The organism is Streptomyces sp. NBC_00878 (assembly GCF_026341515.1).
In the GTDB taxonomy this organism is placed as follows: Bacteria; Actinomycetota; Actinomycetes; order Streptomycetales; family Streptomycetaceae; genus Streptomyces.
Window position 1 is genome coordinate 8,993,442 of sequence record NZ_JAPEOK010000001.1, and the last position, 17,067, is coordinate 9,010,508.

At 69.9% G+C, this 17,067-nt stretch carries 17 protein-coding genes and 3 pseudogenes; 17 read left to right on the forward strand and 3 right to left on the reverse strand.

The features are described 5' to 3' along the window. The first annotated feature begins 113 nt into the window (after positions 1-113). From OHA11_RS39020 to OHA11_RS39065, 10 genes and pseudogenes are all read left to right on the forward strand, one after another. A complete protein-coding gene (locus OHA11_RS39020) occupies positions 114-1,307 on the forward strand; it encodes an argininosuccinate synthase (protein ID WP_266504552.1) in 1,194 nt (397 codons plus the stop codon). Between the two features lie 159 nt (positions 1,308-1,466). Further along, the gene (argH, locus tag OHA11_RS39025) at positions 1,467-2,900 is read left to right on the forward strand and encodes an argininosuccinate lyase (RefSeq protein ID WP_266504555.1); all 1,434 of its coding nucleotides are present in this window, start codon (positions 1,467-1,469) and stop codon (positions 2,898-2,900) included. Positions 2,901-3,093: 193 nt separating this feature from the next. Beyond that, positions 3,094-4,065, forward strand: coding sequence for an aldo/keto reductase (locus tag OHA11_RS39030; protein WP_266504558.1), 972 nt, complete (start codon positions 3,094-3,096; stop codon positions 4,063-4,065). Between the two features lie 94 nt (positions 4,066-4,159). Continuing rightward, positions 4,160-4,680: pseudogene (locus OHA11_RS39035) on the forward strand (TetR/AcrR family transcriptional regulator). Continuing rightward, complete coding sequence (locus tag OHA11_RS39040) at positions 4,677-6,212, forward strand: MFS transporter (protein WP_266504561.1); 1,536 nt, start codon at positions 4,677-4,679, stop codon at positions 6,210-6,212. Before OHA11_RS39035 ends, OHA11_RS39040 begins: the two are co-directional and overlap by 4 nt. A 195-nt stretch (positions 6,213-6,407) precedes the next feature. After that, a complete protein-coding gene (locus OHA11_RS39045; protein ID WP_266504562.1) occupies positions 6,408-6,692 on the forward strand; it encodes a hypothetical protein in 285 nt (94 codons plus the stop codon). Further along, positions 6,689-7,138, forward strand: a pseudogene (locus OHA11_RS39050) (AAA family ATPase); the annotation flags it as partial. The gene OHA11_RS39045 and the pseudogene OHA11_RS39050, both read left to right, overlap by 4 nt. A 31-nt stretch (positions 7,139-7,169) precedes the next feature. Then, positions 7,170-7,790 (forward strand): hypothetical protein, encoded by a 621-nt coding sequence (locus OHA11_RS39055; protein WP_266507899.1) that lies wholly within the window; start codon positions 7,170-7,172, stop codon positions 7,788-7,790. Positions 7,791-7,833: 43 nt separating this feature from the next. After that, positions 7,834-8,742 carry a VWA domain-containing protein gene (locus OHA11_RS39060; protein ID WP_266504563.1) on the forward strand — a complete coding sequence of 303 codons (909 nt, stop codon included), beginning with the start codon at positions 7,834-7,836 and terminating at the stop codon, positions 8,740-8,742. Then, the gene (locus tag OHA11_RS39065) at positions 8,739-9,134 is read left to right on the forward strand and encodes a cell wall metabolism sensor histidine kinase WalK (protein ID WP_266504565.1); all 396 of its coding nucleotides are present in this window, start codon (positions 8,739-8,741) and stop codon (positions 9,132-9,134) included. Before OHA11_RS39060 ends, OHA11_RS39065 begins: the two co-directional genes overlap by 4 nt. Before the next feature lie 122 nt (positions 9,135-9,256). Here the strand turns inward: OHA11_RS39065 and OHA11_RS39070 are convergent, their stop codons facing one another. Further along, positions 9,257-9,931 (reverse strand): 1-acyl-sn-glycerol-3-phosphate acyltransferase, encoded by a 675-nt coding sequence (locus OHA11_RS39070; protein WP_266504567.1) that lies wholly within the window; start codon positions 9,929-9,931, stop codon positions 9,257-9,259. Between the two features lie 416 nt (positions 9,932-10,347). Here OHA11_RS39070 and OHA11_RS39075 point away from each other — a divergent pair, with 416 nt between their 5' ends. The 3 genes from OHA11_RS39075 to OHA11_RS39085 all read left to right on the forward strand — a co-directional run bounded on the left by OHA11_RS39075 (position 10,348) and on the right by OHA11_RS39085 (position 12,714). Then, entirely contained in the window at positions 10,348-11,535 is a 1,188-nt protein-coding gene (locus OHA11_RS39075; protein WP_266504570.1) for a glycerophosphodiester phosphodiesterase, read from the forward strand. A gap of 122 nt (positions 11,536-11,657) precedes the next feature. Then, a complete protein-coding gene (locus tag OHA11_RS39080) occupies positions 11,658-12,164 on the forward strand; it encodes an RNA polymerase sigma factor (RefSeq protein WP_266504572.1) in 507 nt (168 codons plus the stop codon). Positions 12,165-12,210: 46 nt separating this feature from the next. Further along, positions 12,211-12,714: a GNAT family N-acetyltransferase gene (locus OHA11_RS39085; RefSeq protein ID WP_266504575.1), complete on the forward strand. Its 504-nt coding sequence runs from the start codon at positions 12,211-12,213 to the stop codon at positions 12,712-12,714. A 110-nt stretch (positions 12,715-12,824) separates the two neighbouring features. Here the strand turns inward: OHA11_RS39085 and OHA11_RS39090 are convergent, their stop codons facing one another. Next, a complete protein-coding gene (locus OHA11_RS39090; RefSeq protein WP_266504578.1) occupies positions 12,825-13,247 on the reverse strand; it encodes a hypothetical protein in 423 nt (140 codons plus the stop codon). A 1-nt stretch (position 13,248) separates the two neighbouring features. Continuing rightward, positions 13,249-13,608, reverse strand: coding sequence for a hypothetical protein (locus tag OHA11_RS39095; protein WP_266504580.1), 360 nt, complete (start codon positions 13,606-13,608; stop codon positions 13,249-13,251). A 95-nt stretch (positions 13,609-13,703) separates the two neighbouring features. Here OHA11_RS39095 and OHA11_RS39100 point away from each other — a divergent pair. From OHA11_RS39100 to OHA11_RS39115, 4 genes and pseudogenes are all read left to right on the forward strand, one after another. After that, positions 13,704-13,985, forward strand: a pseudogene (locus tag OHA11_RS39100) (HAD-IA family hydrolase); the annotation flags it as partial. A gap of 379 nt (positions 13,986-14,364) precedes the next feature. After that, positions 14,365-15,399, forward strand: a complete 1,035-nt coding sequence (locus OHA11_RS39105) for a methionine ABC transporter ATP-binding protein (protein WP_266504583.1) — start codon at positions 14,365-14,367, stop codon at positions 15,397-15,399. Next, on the forward strand, positions 15,396-16,121 hold the full coding sequence (locus OHA11_RS39110) for a methionine ABC transporter permease (RefSeq protein ID WP_266504586.1): 726 nt from the start codon (positions 15,396-15,398) through the stop codon (positions 16,119-16,121). The genes OHA11_RS39105 and OHA11_RS39110 overlap by 4 nt, the downstream gene beginning before the upstream one ends. A gap of 97 nt (positions 16,122-16,218) precedes the next feature. Beyond that, positions 16,219-17,049 carry a MetQ/NlpA family ABC transporter substrate-binding protein gene (locus tag OHA11_RS39115; protein WP_266504589.1) on the forward strand — a complete coding sequence of 277 codons (831 nt, stop codon included), beginning with the start codon at positions 16,219-16,221 and terminating at the stop codon, positions 17,047-17,049. Positions 17,050-17,067 lie beyond the last annotated feature (18 nt).

Here is a 17,067-nt window from a genome sequence, read left to right on the forward strand (position 1 = left end):
GCGACTCCGAAAAAACTTCCCGGTAAAGACTTCCCGGCACTCCCCGGATTGACGAATCATGCAGAGTTCTGCATACTCATGCATGTCAGCGAATGCAGTGTGAGGAGAAACCCGTGACCGAGCGCGTCGTACTCGCCTACTCGGGCGGTCTGGACACCTCCGTCGCCATCGGCTGGATCGCCGAGGAGACCGGCGCCGAGGTCATCGCGGTCGCGGTCGACGTCGGCCAGGGCGGCGAGGACCTGGACGTCATCCGCAAGCGCGCCCTCGCGTGCGGCGCCGTCGAGGCCGAGGTCGCGGACGCCAAGGACGAGTTCGCCGAGGAGTACTGCCTCCCGGCGATCAAGGCCAACGCCCTCTACATGGACCGCTACCCGCTGGTCTCCGCCCTCTCCCGGCCGACGATCGTCAAGCACCTCGTCGCCGCCGCCCACAAGCACGGCGCGGGCATCGTCGCCCACGGCTGCACCGGCAAGGGCAACGACCAGGTGCGGTTCGAGGCAGGCATCCAGGCCCTCGGCCCGGACCTCAAGTGCATCGCCCCGGTCCGTGACTACGCGATGACCAGGGACAAGGCGATCGCCTTCTGCGAGGAGAAGGGCCTGCCGATCGCCACCACCAAGAAGTCCCCGTACTCCATCGACCAGAACGTTTTCGGACGCGCCGTCGAGACGGGCTTCCTGGAGGACATCTGGAACGCGCCGATCGAGGACGTCTACGAGTACACGCAGAACCCGGCGCTCCCGCGTGAGCCCGACGAGGTGGTCGTCACCTTCAAGGCGGGCGTCCCGGTCGCCGTCGACGGCAGGCCCGTCACCGTCCTCCAGGCCATCCAGGAGCTCAACGCCCGCGCGGGCGCCCAGGGCATCGGCCGGATCGACATGGTCGAGGACCGGCTCGTGGGCATCAAGTCCCGCGAGGTGTACGAGGCTCCCGGCGCGATCGCACTGATCACGGCCCACCAGGAGCTGGAGAACGTCACCGTCGAGCGTGAACTCGCCCGCTACAAGCGGCAGGTCGAGCAGCGCTGGGGCGAGCTGGTCTACGACGGCCTGTGGTTCTCCCCGCTCAAGCGCGCCCTGGACGGCTTCATCAACGAGGCCAACCAGCATGTCTCCGGCGACATCCGGATGACCCTGCATGGCGGCCGTGCCGTCGTCACCGGCCGGAAGTCCGAGGAGTCGCTGTACGACTTCAACCTCGCGACCTATGACTCGGGCGATACGTTCGACCAGTCGAAGGCGCAGGGGTTCATCGACATCTTCGCGTTGTCTTCGAAGATCGCGGCGAAGAGGGATCTCGCGTAGCGTTTTGCGGAGTCCGGTCCGTAGCCACGTGCGGGTTGTGGTGGGCTGGTCGCGCAGTTCCCCCGCCCCTGGAGGGGCTCGGCCCGCAGCAGCCTGACGCCGCCCCGCTGGAAGAGTGGGGCGGCGGTCGTACATCAACAGTCTTGAGGAGCACAGCAAGTGAGCAGCAACAGCGGTGATGTACGGCTCTGGGGTGGGCGGTTCGCCGACGGGCCCGCCGAGGCTCTGGCCAAGCTGTCCGCGTCCGTCCACTTCGACTGGCGGCTGGCGCCGTACGACATCGCCGGATCGCGTGCCCACGCGCGCGTGCTGCACAAGGCGAGCCTGCTCAGCGACGACGAGCTGGAGCGCATGCTCGCGGGGCTCGACCGGCTGGAGGCCGCCGTCGCGGACGGCTCGTTCGTCGGCACCATCGCCGACGAGGACGTCCACACCGCCCTGGAGCGCGGTCTCCTGGAGCAGCTCGGCCCGGACCTCGGCGGCAAGCTGCGCGCGGGCCGCTCGCGCAACGACCAGGTCGCCACGCTCTTCCGGATGTACCTGCGCGACCACGCCCGGATCATCGGCGGCCTGGTCGCCGACCTCCAGGACGCGCTGATCGGGCTCGCCGAGGCGCACCCGGACGTCGCGATGCCTGGCCGTACGCATCTGCAGCACGCCCAGCCCGTACTGTTCGCCCACCACGTACTGGCCCACGCCCAGTCCCTGTCCCGGGACGCCGAGCGCCTGCGGCAGTGGGACGAGCGGACGGCCGTGTCGCCGTACGGCTCGGGCGCCCTGGCCGGTTCCTCCCTCGGCCTCGACCCGGAGTCGGTCGCCAAGGACCTCGGCTTCGAGCACGGCAGTGTCGGCAACTCCATCGACGGCACGGCCTCGCGCGACTTCGTCGCCGAGTTCGCCTTCATCACCGCGATGATCGGGGTGAACCTCTCCCGGATCGCCGAGGAGGTCATCATCTGGAACACGAAGGAGTTCTCCTTCGTCACCCTCCACGACGCCTTCTCCACCGGCTCGTCGATCATGCCGCAGAAGAAGAACCCGGACATCGCGGAGCTGGCGCGCGGCAAGAGCGGCCGTCTGATCGGCAACCTCACCGGTCTGATGGCGACGCTCAAGGCCCTGCCCCTCGCGTACAACCGCGACCTCCAGGAGGACAAGGAGCCGGTCTTCGACTCCTGCGACCAGCTGGAGGTCCTGCTGCCCGCCTTCACCGGCATGATGGCGACCCTCACCGTCCACCGCGAGCGCATGGAGGAGCTGGCCCCGGCCGGGTTCTCGCTCGCCACCGACATCGCCGAGTGGCTGGTCAAGCAGGGCGTGCCGTTCCGTGTCGCGCACGAGGTCGCGGGGGAGTGCGTGAAGGCCGCGGAGGCCGACGGCATCGAACTCGACGGCCTCACCGACGAGCAGTTCGCGAAGATCTCCGCCCACCTCACGCCCGAGGTCCGGTCCGTCCTGAACGTCCCGGGCGCCCTGGCCTCCCGCAACGGCCGTGGAGGCACGGCCCCGAGCGCGGTCGCGATCCAGCTGACAGAGGTGAAGCAGAACGTGGCGGCTCAGCACGAGTGGGCCACAGCGAAGGACAAGCGGTAGGGGAACGCGCCCTCATTTAGGGGCGCGGGGCTGTGACATTTGCGGCTCCGCCGCGGGGCGCGACCAGCCCCATTGGCGCTGCACTCGCCGAAGAGCCGAACACTCCGAGCTCTTGGGCGCCCTGCCCTCACCGAAGGTCATCGCGGGTTACGTTGGTCGAAGCCGTACTGGAGCCGACCCAACGGAGCCCGCGATGCCCTTCGCCCGACTGGCAACAGCGACGACCCCCACCTGCCACATCGGCCTCGGCCTCGCCGCAGTGGGCCGCCCCGGCTATATCAACCTGGGCCGAGACCACGATCTCGGCGAAGACCGCAGCGTAGAGACGCTCCGCACCCGCACCCACGAACTCCTCGACGCCGCCTACGCCCAGGGCGTGCGCTACTTCGACGCCGCCCGCTCGTACGGCAGGTCGGAGGAGTTCCTCGCCGGCTGGCTGAACACGCGGTCCGACATCGGCGACGTCGTCGTCGGCAGCAAGTGGGGATACACCTATACGGCCGACTGGCGCACCGACGCCGAGGCGCACGAGATCAAGGACCACAGCCTCGCCACGTACGAGAGGCAGCGTGCGGAGAGCGCGGAACTGCTCGGTGACCGGCTCGACCTCTACCAGATCCACTCGGTGACCCCGGACAGCCCGGCCCTCACCGACAAGGAACTGCACGCCAAGCTGGCCGAGGCGGCGGCGCAGGGTCTGACCGTCGGTTTCTCCACCAGTGGCCCCGCCCAGGCCGACGCGATCCGCACCGCGCTCACCGTGACGGTCGACGGCGAGCCCCTCTTCCGTACCGTCCAGGCCACCTACAACGTCCTGGAGACCTCCGCCGCGCCCGCGCTCGCCGAGGCGCACGACGCCGGGCTCACCGTGATCGTCAAGGAGGGCATGGCCAACGGCCGGCTCGCCGATCCGCACGCGCCGGACGCCGTGCGTGCCACGGCCGAGGCGGCCGGTCTCGGCTCCGACGCGATCGCCCTCGCGCTCGTCCTGCGACAGCCCTGGGCCGGTGTCGTCCTCTCCGGCGCGGCCACGGCCGTTCAGCTCGCCTCGAACCTGCACGCCGCCGTGGTCGACCTCGACGACGAGCAGCTGGCCCGGCTCGACGCGCTGGCCGAGGAGCCGGTGGCGTACTGGGAGCGACGCGGGCAGCTGCCCTGGCACTGAGCCGGCGCAGGTAGACCCACGGCGGACCCACTGGTGGTGAGCATCGCACGTTTCGGGTGAGACGTTCATGTCTCATGTGGTTTATGGTTGTCTCATGGCTGTCGACCGTGACCACGTGCTGCGCAGCGCAGCCGCCCTGCTCTCCCGGAAATCCACCGCCACCATGGACGAGGTCGCCAAGGCGGCCGGGATCAGCCGGGCCACGCTGCACCGCCAGTTCGGGATCTCGGCATCCAGGAGTGCGAGGCGGCGGTGGACGCGGCGCGGCTCGACGACGGCACCGCCCAGGAAGCCGTGCGCCGCCTGGTGAGGGAGATCGAGGGCGCCGCCGGGCTGCTCTCCTTCCTCTACTCCGAGAACCAGCTGTTCGAGGGCGAGGAGCGGCACGAGGGCTGGGCCCGGCTCGACGCGCGGATCGGCGCGGTGTTCCGACGCGGCCAGAAGAGCGGCGAGTTCCGAATCGACTTCACCCCGGCCTGGCTCACCGAAGCGCTCTTCGGGCTCGTCGCCTCGGGCGCGTGGGCCGTGACCGAGGGCCGGGTGGCGGCCAAGGACTTCCCCTACATGATCGTCGAGCTGTTGCTCGGCGGCGCACTACGGAGAGAGGGATCATGACCAGCACGGTGCGGCCGACGTTCACGGCGGAGGCCGAGGCGGAGCAGCGTCCGGGCCGCTGGCTCGCGCTCGCCGTCCTCGTCCTCGCCGTGCTGCTGGTGGCCGTCGACGCGACGGTCCTCGGGCTCGCGACCCCCTACATCAGCGAGGACCTGAAGCCGTCCGGTACACAGCTGTTGTGGATCGGCGACGTCTACTCGTTCGTGATCGCGGGCCTGCTCGTCTCGATGGGCAGCCTCGGCGACCGCGTCGGGCGCAAGAAGCTGCTGCTCATCGGCTCGGTCGCGTTCGGTCTCATATCCGTGCTCAACGCCTATGCGAGCACTCCCGAGTTGATGATCGTGGCGCGGGCGCTGCTCGGCGTCGCGGGTGCGACCCTGATGCCCGCCACCCTCGCGCTCATCCGCAACCTCTTCCACGACCCGCGCGAGCGCAGCCTCGCCATCGGCATCTGGGGCGCCACCGCCTCGGCCGGTACGGCGGTCGGTCCGGTCGTCGGCGGATTCCTGCTCGAACACTTCTGGTGGGGCTCCGTCTTCCTGATCAACCTCCCCGTCATGGCGGTCCTCGTACTCGTCGGCGTCAAGCTGCTGCCCGAGTCCCGCAACCCCGAGCCCGGCCCCTGGGACCTGATGAGCGTCGTACTGTCGCTCGTCGGCATGATCGGCATCGTGTACGGGATCAAGGAGGCCGCCTCGCACGGCCCGACCGCGACGGCGGGCGCCGCGGCACTGCTCGGCGCGGTCGCGCTCTTCGGGTTCGTACGCCGCCAACTCGCGCTGCCCGTCCCGCTGTTGGACATGCGACTGTTCCGCCACCGCGGCTTCTCCGGGGCGGTCCTCGCCGATCTGCTGACCATCCTCGGTCTGTCCGGGCTGGTCTTCTTCCTCTCTCAGTTCCTGCAACTGGTGCAGGGCAGGGGGCCGTTGGAGGCGGGTCTCGCCGAACTGCCCGCCGCGCTGGGCGCGGTGGCGGCCGGCCTGGCCGCGGGCACGCTCGCGCGCCGGTACTCGGTGCGTGCCGTCGCCGCCGGCGGGCTGGCCGCGATCGGGCTCGCGCTGGGCGTGCTGACCCTGCTCAGCGAGTCGACCGGGTATCCGCTCCTCGGCGGGGCGCTGCTGGTTGTCGGCGTGGGTGCGGGCTTCTCCTTCACCGTGACCGCCGACGTGATCCTCTCCAGCGTGCCCAAGGAACAGGCGGGCGCCGCGTCCGCGGTCTCCGAGACGGCGTACGAACTCGGCGCGGCCCTCGGCATCGCCCTGCTCGGTTCGATCGTCACCGGCGTCTACGCCGGGTTCACGGCCCCGCCGGGCACACCGCCCGAGGTGGCGTCCGCGGCCCACGAGTCCCTCGGCGGCGCCGTGGAGGCATCCGCGGGCCTGCCCGACGCCGAGCCGCTCCTCGACGCCGCCCGCACGGCCTTCGTCGACGGCATCGCCTTGGCGGCGGGCCTGGGCGCGGCGGTACTGCTGGCGGCGTCGGTGGCGGCGTGGGTACTGCTGCGGGGCCAGAAACTGGGGGACGGAATATAAGGGCGCCCTGCAAGGGGCGCCCTCCAGGGGCGCGGGGAACTGCGCGGCAAGCCACAACGCACCCGCAGTCAACAACCAACCCGTGCCCCCCCCAAACCCGCAGGCAGCGTCCCCTTTAAGCTCGTTTTCGCCCTCAACTGATGGTCTTGGCCCCGTACCGGACGTCGTCCCACACGGCTGAAGGAGCCACTGACCATGACCCGTCGTATCCGCATACGTATCCGTAATCGAAAGACCCTCGTCGCCGCCCTGGCCACCGCGGCCCTAACGGTCGGCGGCGTCGCCCTCGCCGCCGACGGCGACGAGGCCCCGCGCGAAACGGTCCGCTTCGTCGTCGAGGAGGGCGCGGCGAAGGAGGGCGCGGCGGACGACAGCGGAACCCGCACCCACACCCGGACCCGCGAGGACTGCCCCGACAAGGACGGCACCCGCGGCACCACCCCGTCCGCGGATCCGAGCAATCCCGCGGCAGCGCTGTGACCACCGCCGACCCACGCGGTGACACCACGGACGGGAAACTCCTCGAAGAGGCGCTCTTCGAGGTCAAGCAGGTGATCGTCGGCCAGGACCGCATGGTGGAGCGGATGTTCACCGCGGTCCTGGCCCGTGGCCACTGCCTTCTCCAGGGCGTCCCGGGCGTCGCCAAGACCCTCGCCGCGAAGACCCTCGCGCAGGTGGCCGGCGGACGGTTCGCCCGGCTGCAGTTCACCCCCGACCTCGTCCCGTCCGACATCACCGGCACCCGGATCTACCGCCCGTCCCAGGAGACGTTCAGCGTCGAACCCGGCCCGGTCGTCGCCAACTTCGTCCTCGCCGACGAGATCAACCGCGCCCCCGTCAAGGTGCAGTCCGCACTCCTCGAAGTGATGGGCGAGCACCAGGTCTCCATCGGCGGCACCACCATCCCCGTCCCCCAGCCGTTCCTCGTCCTCGCCACCCAGAACCCCATCGGCACGGATGGAAAAGCGCGACCTGGCCGTCGGCGCGGCAGCGGCCGTCGCCTTCCTCACCGAACGGGCCGGGAACCGGCTCGGCGCGCAGCTCACGGGACCGGGCGGTATCCAGCGGATCCCGCCCCGCACCGGGCGCCGCCACCTCCTGACGATCCTGCGGGCCGCCCTGGACCGGCCCCGCGTGGCGGCGGGCACGGCCGAAGAGGCCCCGTACACCCTGGCCGACGCCCTGCGCTCACTACGCACACTCCCCGGGAACGGCCTGGTCGCCGTCGTCTCCGACTTCCTGGAGACCGGCTGGGAGCAGCCTCTCCGTACGGTCGCCCACCGCCACCAGATCCTGGCGGTCGAGACCGTCGACCCTCGTGAACTGGAGCTGCCCGCCGTGGGGTTGCTCACCGTCGTCGATCCGGAGACCGGCAGGAGACGCGAAATACCCACCCACTCACGCCGATTGCGCGAACGGTACGCCGAAGCGGCCCTGGAACAACGGGCGTTGATCAAGGCATCCATCCGCCGGGCCGGCGCGGCCCACCTCCGGCTCCGTACGGACCGCGACTGGGTTCGGGACGTCGTACGCCATGTCGCGGAGCAGCGGCGCCGGTCGGGAGGCGGTGCCGCGTGAACACCCCCGACGACCCTGGCCCCGGCATCCCGCGGGAGGCACCATGAGTCTGCGTTCGCCCGGCTGGCTGCTGCTCCTGGTGCCGCTCGCCCTGCTCATCGGCGCGTATCTGCTGGTGCAGCGCAGGCGCGGCCGGTACGCGGTCCGGTTCACCAACCTGGACCTGCTGGACAAGGTGGCGCCCCGGCGGCCCGGCTGGCGCCGCCACGTCCCCGCGGCCGTGTTCTGCGGCACGCTCGCGCTGCTGGTCGTGGGCTTCGCCCGGCCGACCACGGAGGTGCGGGTGCCGCGTGAGCGAGCCACGATCGTGGTGGCGTTCGACGTCTCGGCGTCCATGGAGGCCACCGATGTCGAGCCGACCCGCTTCGAGGCCGCCCAGCGTGCCGCGCTCGCCTTCGTCGACCGGCTGCCCGAGCGCTTCAACGCGGGACTCGTACCGTTCAGCGGCTCCGCCACGGTCGCGGTCCCGCCGACCACCGACCGCGGCGCGCTGCGCACGGCCATCGAACGGCTCACCACCGGCGAGGGCACGGCGATCGGCGAGGCTGTCGTGGCCGCCCGCGACGCCGTCCGCACGCTCGACCGGGAGGCCGAGACCAGCCCGCCGCCCGCGCACATGGTGCTGCTGTCCGACGGCTCCAACACCACGGGCCGGTCCGTCGAGTCGGCGGCCCAGGAGGCGACCGACGACAAAATCCCGGTCTCGACCATCGCGTACGGCACGGAAAGCGGGACCATTGACCTGCCGTCCGGCGACACGGTGAGCGTCCCGGTCGACTGGCCCGCCCTGCGGGACCTCGCCTCCCGCACCGGCGGCGACTTCCACGAGGCCGCGACGGGGGAAGAACTCCAGGAGGTGTACGAGGACATCGGCAGTTCCGTCGGGCATCGCACCGAGGAACGCGAGATCTGGCAGTGGTTCGTCGCGGCCGGCCTCCTCACCACGGGATGACGGTCATCGGTGACCACGACGCGCTGCGCAGAGCGGTCGGCAACCTGCTCTCCAACGCCGTACGACTGGCCCCGCCCGGCACCGGCATCACGGTCGCCGCGGGCCGGGCGGACGGCTGGCTCTGGGCGTCGGTCCAGGACGAGGGCCCCGGCATCCTCGACGACGACCAGCCCCGGGTCTTCGACCGCTTCTGGCGCGCGAAGGGCAACGGCGGCCGCCACGACCGCCACGCGGGCCGGGGCCTCGCGATAGTCCGTCAGATCGTGGAGTCGCACGGCGGCCAGATCCGCCTGTTCTCCAGAGTGGGCGAAGGCTCGACGTTCGTCCTGTGGTTCCCGTCCCCAGGTACCAACCAACCGAACGGCGGCCCCCCGAACGAGCAACCCCACTGACACCCCGCCAGCTTCAGGGGGGCAGGCCTACGCTATTCAGGGGCGCGGGGAACTGCGCGACAAGCCACAACGAACCCGCACCCACCAACGGACCCGCATCCCTGCCCAACCCAGTGGAACGCCTACGCCGCCTTCGCCTTCGTGGCGTACATGTCCACATACTCCTGCCCGGACAACCGCATCACCTCAGCCATCACCGAATCGGTCACGGCCCGAAGCACATACCGGTCACGATCCATCCCCTCGTACCGAGAGAACTCCATCGCCTCACCGAAGCGCACAGTGACCCTCCCGGGCCGGGGAAACCCGGCCCCACCCGGCTGCACCTTGTCCGTGCCGATCATCGCGAACGGCACCACCGGCGCACCGGTCATCAGCGTCAGCCGCGCGATCCCCGTACGGCCGCGGTAGAGCCGGCCGTCGGGGGAGCGGGTGCCCTCGGGGTAGATGCCGAACACCTTGCCCTCCTCCAGCACCCGGCGGCCGGTCATCAGTGCCGCGACCCCGCCGCTCGCGCCGTCCCGGTCCACCGGGATCATGCCGACGCCGACGAAGAACCAGGCCATGAGGCGGCCCTTGAACCCTTTGCCGGTGACGTACTCGTCCTTGCCGATGAAGAAGACCCGCCGGTGGTTGCAGACCAGCGGAAGGAACATCGAGTCCATGAACGTGAGGTGGTTGCCGGCCAGGATGACGGGTCCGTCGCCCGGGATGTGCTCCAAGCCCTCCACCCGTGGGCGGAACATCAGGCGCATGGTCGGTGCGAGCACTGCCTTGATGAGCGCGAAGCGGGACAACGTGCCCTCCGGTGTCGGGATTCGGTATGAGTCTGTGCAGGTGAGGACGATACTCGCGGGCCCCGGGGTCTTGCACATCGGGTTCACCGACTGGATACGCAGTGTCGACCCTTGTTTACCTGCGGTGGCGCCCTGTCGCACGGCTGTCACCCGAACGCCGCGGTGTGACGAAGCCCGCACCTGTCGAAAGGCGGGGCCGCGCCCCACGTCCGGCCCGGCGGCGACCCCATCCTGCCAGCCCGTTCGGCCTGGGACGACGGCGAACGCCGGTGAACTCCAGCGGCTCCGCCAACTCGCCCACCGCACACGACATCCAGCATCACCCGCGTGTTCCGTCCAAGGTCTCCCACCCGTCACCCGTGCACATCTACGATCGTCCCGCTTTGACAGGTGCAGGGCAGTATGAGGAGGAGCGCATGGGGACGCAGGGGACGCAGGAGACGCAGGGGCCGAACGAGGGACTGAACGGGGTCAGCCCGGGACGGCGTGCGCTGCTCGGGGCCGCGGTGCTCGGCGCCGGCGGAGCGGTCCTCGGACTGCCGGGTACGGCGAGCGCCGACGAGCGGCACGGCGGCTCGGGCTACAAGAGCCTGCCGAAGCCGACGATCATCGGGCACCGCGGAGCCAGCGGCTACCGGCCCGAGCACACGCTCGGCTCTTACCAGTTGGCCCTCGACATGGGCGCGCACGTGATCGAGGCCGGCGACCTGGTGCCGACCAAGGACGGCCACCTCGTCTGCCGTCACGAGCCGGAGATCGGCGGGACGACGGACGTCTCCGCGCACCCCGAGTTCGCGAGCCGCAAGACCACCAAGCTCCTCGACGGGGTCTCCACCACCGGCTGGTTCACCGAGGACTTCACGCTCGCGGAGCTGAAGACGCTGCGCGCCAAGGAGCGCATCCCGGCCAACCGCCCCCACAACACGCTCTACGACGGCCGCTGGGAGATCCCCACCTTCGAGGAGGTGCTGCGCTGGCGCGAGGAGCAGAGCCGCAAGCGGGGCAAGCAGGTCTGGATCTACCCCGAGCTCAAGCACCCCACCTACTTCCGCAAGCTGGGCCTCGGTCTGGAGGAGCGGGTCGCCAAGGTGCTGCGCAGGCACGGCCTGGACAAGAAGAACTCGCCCGTCATCATCCAGTCCTTCGAGCCGACCAGCATCCAGCGTCTGAACAAGCTGGTGGGCAACCCCCTGGTCGTGCTCCTGTCCGCTGCCAACACCCGTCCCTGGGACTTCGTCGAGACGGGCGACCCGCGTACGGTCGCCGACCTGGTCAAGCCCGCGGGCCTGAAGGAGATCGCCTCCTACGCGCAGGGCATCGGCCCGACCCTCGACCTGATCATCCTCAAGGACGCGAGCGGCAACCTCACCACGCCGACCACCCTGGTCCGGGACGCGCACGCCGAGGGCCTGATCCTGCACCCGTACACGATGCGCAACGAGAACCCCTTCCTGCCCGCGAACTTCCGCAAGGGCACCGACGCGGACGGCTACGGCGACCCCTTCGGCGCCTTCAGGACGTACCTCGCGACCGGCATCGACGGGGTCTTCACCGACAACCCGGACACCGGCATCCTCGCCCGCGAGGACTTCCTGAAGCGCTGAACCCGCCCCACCACCGAGCCCGCCATCGCCGAGCTCGTCAACAGCTGAGCCCCCGGCCCCGGTTGGGGTGACAGACGGCCGCCCCGGCAACCTCGCGCCGGGGCGGCCGCGTCGTGCCGCATATGACCCACGACATGCTCGCCACGTTGCGTCCGCTGCTCGCCGCCGAGGCCTCCGCCGAGGCATATGCCTCCGGGGCCGAGCCCGGTGACCTGGAACAGGCCGTCTGGGTACGCCTCCTGGAACACCTCGGCGCGGACGGTCCGCCCGCCGATCCGGCCGCGTGGCTGCGCGGCGCCGTACGTTCCGAGGCCCGCCGCACCCGGCGCACCGCGAGCATCGAGCTGCCGTACGCGTCCGAGCCCGTCGACGAGAGCGGACCCGGTCCGGAACAGCTCGCGCTGACCGCCGCACGCCGCCGTGCGCTGCACTCCGCTGTACGGAAGTTGCCGGGCCGCTGCCCGCGTCTCATGGCCGCGCTGTTGTCCCCGCAGGACCTCACATACCGGGAGATCGCGGGGGAGTTGGGTATGTCACAGGGCAGCCTCGGTCCGGAACGTTCCAGATGTCTGGGATGTCTGCGCCGAATGCTTACGTCGGAGGTTGCGGCGCGTGAACCACGGGGATAGGAGTGAGGGACAACCGGCGGAGCAGGTGAGCGGGAGGCATGCACACATGGGCATGAGCGTGACCATCTCTGCGGCGACCGAGACGGACGCCGAACAGATCCTCAAACTGCAGTTCCTGTGCTACCAGAGCGAGGCCGAGCTGTACGGCGACTACAGCATCGAGCCCCTCACCCAGCCACTCGACTCCCTCAAGGCGGAGCTCGCGGGCGGTACGGTCCTGGTGGCCCGGCTGGGCGACGAGGTGGTGGCCTCGGTACGTGCGGCGGTGGATGCGGATGGCACGGCCCGCATCAACAAGTTGATCGTCCATCCCCGGATGCGGCGGCACGGTCTGGGCGGGCGGCTGCTCGACGCGATCGAGTCGCGGGTCGCCGCGGATGCGGGTGCGAAGAGCTTCCAGCTCTTCACCGGTCACCGCAGTGAGCACAACCTGCGGTTGTACCGGAAGCACGGGTACCAGCCCGTTTCCACGGAGCGGGTGGATGAGCGGTTGAGTCTGGTGACCCTTGCGAAGGGGTCGTCTGCCAGTGCGTTTGTCGCCAGCGCGTAGGGCTGTTGGTCGTCCGCGGGTTCGTTGTGGCTGGTCGCGCCCCGCGGCGGAGCCGCAAATGTCACAGCCCCGCGCCCCTAAAGAAGGGGCGCGCCGGACCTGTCGCGTGCCTACGAAGTGGCGGCTCTGCTGCGGCGGAGCCAGAACATCGCCGTCACCGGTAGCAGGACCGGGATGAACAAGTAGCCCATGCCGTAGTCCGACCAGACCGTGGCGTCGGGGAAGGCCGCGGGGTCCGTCAGGGTCCAGGTGCCCACGGTCAGGACGCCCGCCAGTTCGGCGGCGCAGCACACCAGCGCCGCCTTGCGGGCCCTCTCGCCGCCGCGGACGAGCGAGTACGTGATGAAGCCGTAGACCAGCCCGGCCACCGCGGACAACGAGTAGGCGAGCGGCGCCTTGTCGAACTCCGTCGCGATCTGCACGGCGGAGCGCGACACGGCGCCGACGACCATCACGCCGTACAGCCAGACCAGCAGCATGCCCGGACCGCCGATGAGCCGTGTCCGCCCAGGCTGCTTGTCGGTCGCCGCCATCTCAGCCTCCCCAGATGTCATAGAGCCGCACCTGCAGCACGGCGAGGACCACGCCGCCGGCCGCGACCGTGATCGAACCCCAGCGGGTGCGCTCCGCCAGCGACATGAAGCCCGCCGCAGGGATACACGCGAAGGAACCGATCAGATACGACACGAAGATCGTTGTGCCCTGCTCCGGCTTCTCGCCGCGGGCCAGTTGGACGATGCCGACCACGAGCTGGACGAGGGCGAGCAGTGTCACCACGGCCATACCGATGAAGTGCCAGTCCTTGGTCGGCTGGTCGCGGTAGGCGGCCCAGCCGCACCAGGCGGCGAGCGCGAGCGCGGCGACGGCGGTCGCGACCGTCAGGGCAACAAGCATGCCGCGACCCTATTACGGGCCAAAAGGCCTGATGCGATCGCCCCCGGGGTGCCCCGTGGGGGCGAAGGCATGAAGATCCAAGCCGATGCCCTCGCCCCAAGACGCTGATCACCGCCGACGACATCGTGCGCGGCAAGCCCGACCCCGAGCCGTTCCTGCTCGCCGCCCGCCGGCTCGGCGCGGACCCGGCCCGCTGCGTCGTCTTCGAGGACGCGCCCGCCGGCCTTCAGGCCGGCCGTGCCGCCGGGATGACCACCGTGGCATTGACCACAACCCACCAGGCCGACGAGCTGCGCGCGGACGTCGTCGTCGGTGACCTCTCGGCCGTGTCGGCGCTGGTCACGGACGGGGGAGTGGAGATCTCCGTCGGCGACTGAGGAGTGTCCACCGCTGTCCGTCATACGGACAGCGGTTCCCTGTCCCGTACATCCGTCTGCTTTACTTTTCTCATGACCACGACGAGCAGCCGCATCCTTGCGACCGAGGCGACCATGACGCCCGGTGCTCGCTGTATGTGTCGAATGTGCGTCTGCTAGAGGGCCCCCGCACCACCCAGAGCCTCGCGCCCCGAAGCGAGATCGCTCACGTCTGCCCGTACGACCCTTTCGTACGCGACTGAGCCTGCCCCGCGCACGCAGTTCTGCCGAAGCCCGGCTTTCATCGCCACCGCGAGAACGACCGTGCCGCGTTCCGACCGAATGCACCCGTGCCCGGCGCACACCCACGCCCCGCACTCGACAGTGACGGAAAACCCCAGTGATCACGACAACAGGCCTGAAGAAGGTCTACCGCTCGCGCGGCCGTGAGGTCACCGCCCTGGACGGCGTCGACCTGCACGTCCGCGAAGGCGAGGTGTACGGCGTCATCGGACAGTCCGGCGCCGGCAAGTCCTCCCTCATCCGCTGCGTCAACCTCCTGGAGCGCCCCACCGCCGGCACCGTGACCGTCGCCGGACAGGACCTCACGGCCCTCGCCGGGCGCGGTCCGCGCGCGGGCCGGGAACTGCGCAAGGCGCGCAGCCATATCGGCATGGTCTTCCAGCACTTCAACCTGCTGTCCTCGCGGACGGTCCAGGACAATGTCGAACTGCCGCTGGAAATCCTTGGCAAGTCCGGGAAGGAACGTTCCCGGAAGGCGCTGGAACTGCTGGAGCTCGTCGGGCTCTCCGACAAGGCCAAGGCCTATCCGGCCCAGCTCTCCGGCGGCCAGAAGCAGCGCGTCGGCATCGCCCGCGCCCTGGCCGGCGACCCGTTGGTGCTCCTCTCCGACGAGGCGACCAGCGCCCTCGACCCCGAGACCACCCGCTCCATCCTCCAGCTGCTGCGCGACCTGAACCGGCAGCTGGGCCTGACCGTCCTGCTCATCACGCACGAGATGGACGTCGTCAAGACCGTCTGCGACTCGGCCGCCCTCATGGAGCAGGGGCGGATCGTCGAGTCCGGCACCGTCGCCGAACTGCTCGGCACGCCAGGATCCGAACTGGCCGCCGCGCTCTTCCCGGTGAGCGGCGAGGCCTCCGCCGACGACCGCACGGTCATCGACGTCACCTTCCACGGCGACGCCGCGACCCAGCCGGTCATCTCGCAGCTCTCGCGCACGTACAACATCGACATCTCGATCCTCGGCGCCGCGATGGACACCGTCGGCGGCAAGCAGGTCGGCCGGATGCGCATCGAACTGCCCGGCCGCTACGAGGAGAACGTCGTGCCGATCGGCTTCCTGCGCGAGCGGGGACTGCAGATCGACGTCCAGGGCCAGGAGCCCGCGCTGGTGAAGGAAGGTGCCAAGTGACCTGGTCCGAGATGCGGCCGCTGCTGGAGCAGGCGTGTTGGGACACCCTCTACATGGTCGGCTGGTCGACGCTCATCGCCGTCGTCGGCGGTCTGCCGCTGGGCATCCTGCTGGTCCTCACGGACCGGGGCGGCCTGCTGCAGAACACCGTGCTGAACAAGGTCATCGGGCAGGTCGTGAACGTCGCCCGCTCGATGCCGTTCATCATCCTGATGGTCGCGCTGATGGGCTTCACGCGCTCGATCACCGGCACGACCATCGGCCGTGAGGCCGCCATCGTGCCGCTCGCGATCGGCGCGATCCCCTTCTTCGCGCGCCTCGTCGAGACGGCTGTCCGCGAAGTGGACGGCGGGCTCGTCGAGGCCGTGCAGTCGATGGGCGGCAACACCTGGACCGTCGTCCGCAAGGTGCTCGTCCCCGAGTCGCTGCCGTCGCTGATCTCCAGCACCACCACGACGATCGTCGCGCTCCTCGGCTACTCGGCGATGGCGGGCACGGTCGGCGCGGGCGGTCTCGGTGACATCGCCATCCGCTACGGCTACCAGCGCTTCGAGACCGAACTGATGTGGATCACCGTCGGCATCCTCGCCGTGGTCATCTCCCTCATCCAGTTCGCCGGCGACTTCGCCGCCCGTGGGCTGCACCGGCGCGCGGGCCAGTCCGGCGCCGCTCCGCGCCTCAGGCTGCTGAAGGCCGCCACCGCGACCAGTAAGACCGTCTGACCCTACGGTCCCGCTCCTCACCCCCCACCCCCACCCCCTTCAGTTTTCCCCGCACACCGTCCGCGGGGTCGCAACACCCTCAGGAAAGGCACTTTTCGTGCGTAACACTGCCAAGTTCACCACCGCTGTCCTCGCCGCCGGAGCCCTCACCCTGGGTCTCACCGCGTGCGGTTCGGAGCAGGCTTCGGGCTCCGCCGACACCAGCGCCCCGCTGATCGTCGCCGCCAGCCCGGTCCCGCACGCCGAGATCCTCACCTACGTCAAGGACAACCTGGCGGAGGACGCGGGCCTCGATCTGGAGGTCAAGGAGTTCACGGACTACGTCCTGCCGAACACGGCGACCGAGGACGGCTCCGTGGGTGCCAACTACTTCCAGAACCAGCCGTACCTCGACGACTTCAACAAGAAGAACGGCACCCACGTCGTGCCCGTCGTCACGGTCCACCTGGAGCCGCTCGGCCTCTACTCCAACAAGATCGAGAAGGCCGACGAGCTGAAGAGCGGTGCGACGGTCGCCGTCCCGAACGACACGGTCAACGAGGCGCGGGCGCTCAAGCTTCTCGACGCCAACGGGATCATCACGCTCAAGGACGGCGCGGGCAACGACGCGACCCCCAAGGACATCGCGAAGAACCCGAAGAACCTCAAGTTCAAGGAGTTGGAGGCGGCCCAGACCCCGCGCTCCCTGGACGACGTCGACGCCGCGGTGATCAACGGCAACTACGCCATCGAGTCCGACCTCAAGCCCTCCGAGGACGCCCTCGTCCTGGAGTCCGCAAAGAACAACCCGTACGGCAACTTCCTCGCGGTCAAGGAGGGCAACGAGGACGACCCGCGGGTGAAGAAGCTCGCGAAGCTTCTCACCACCCCCGAGGTGAAGAAGTTCATCGAGGACAAGTACGCCGGCTCCGTCGTCGCGTCGTTCTGAGCCCGCGTTTCAAGGACC

Excerpts from the sequence above, each read along its gene's own strand:
- OHA11_RS39030 (WP_266504558.1), top strand. The coding sequence starts at position 3,094 with ATGCCCTTCGCCCGACTGGCAACAGCGACGACCCCCACCTGCCACATC.
- OHA11_RS39040 (WP_266504561.1), top strand. The coding sequence starts at position 4,677 with ATGACCAGCACGGTGCGGCCGACGTTCACGGCGGAGGCCGAGGCGGAG.
- OHA11_RS39045 (WP_266504562.1), top strand. The coding sequence starts at position 6,408 with ATGACCCGTCGTATCCGCATACGTATCCGTAATCGAAAGACCCTCGTC.
- OHA11_RS39055 (WP_266507899.1), top strand. The coding sequence starts at position 7,170 with ATGGAAAAGCGCGACCTGGCCGTCGGCGCGGCAGCGGCCGTCGCCTTC.
- OHA11_RS39060 (WP_266504563.1), top strand. The coding sequence starts at position 7,834 with ATGAGTCTGCGTTCGCCCGGCTGGCTGCTGCTCCTGGTGCCGCTCGCC.
- OHA11_RS39065 (WP_266504565.1), top strand. The coding sequence starts at position 8,739 with ATGACGGTCATCGGTGACCACGACGCGCTGCGCAGAGCGGTCGGCAAC.
- OHA11_RS39075 (WP_266504570.1), top strand. The coding sequence starts at position 10,348 with ATGGGGACGCAGGGGACGCAGGAGACGCAGGGGCCGAACGAGGGACTG.
- OHA11_RS39080 (WP_266504572.1), top strand. The coding sequence starts at position 11,658 with ATGACCCACGACATGCTCGCCACGTTGCGTCCGCTGCTCGCCGCCGAG.
- OHA11_RS39085 (WP_266504575.1), top strand. The coding sequence starts at position 12,211 with ATGGGCATGAGCGTGACCATCTCTGCGGCGACCGAGACGGACGCCGAA.
- OHA11_RS39090 (WP_266504578.1), bottom strand. The coding sequence starts at position 13,247 with ATGGCGGCGACCGACAAGCAGCCTGGGCGGACACGGCTCATCGGCGGT.
- OHA11_RS39095 (WP_266504580.1), bottom strand. The coding sequence starts at position 13,608 with ATGCTTGTTGCCCTGACGGTCGCGACCGCCGTCGCCGCGCTCGCGCTC.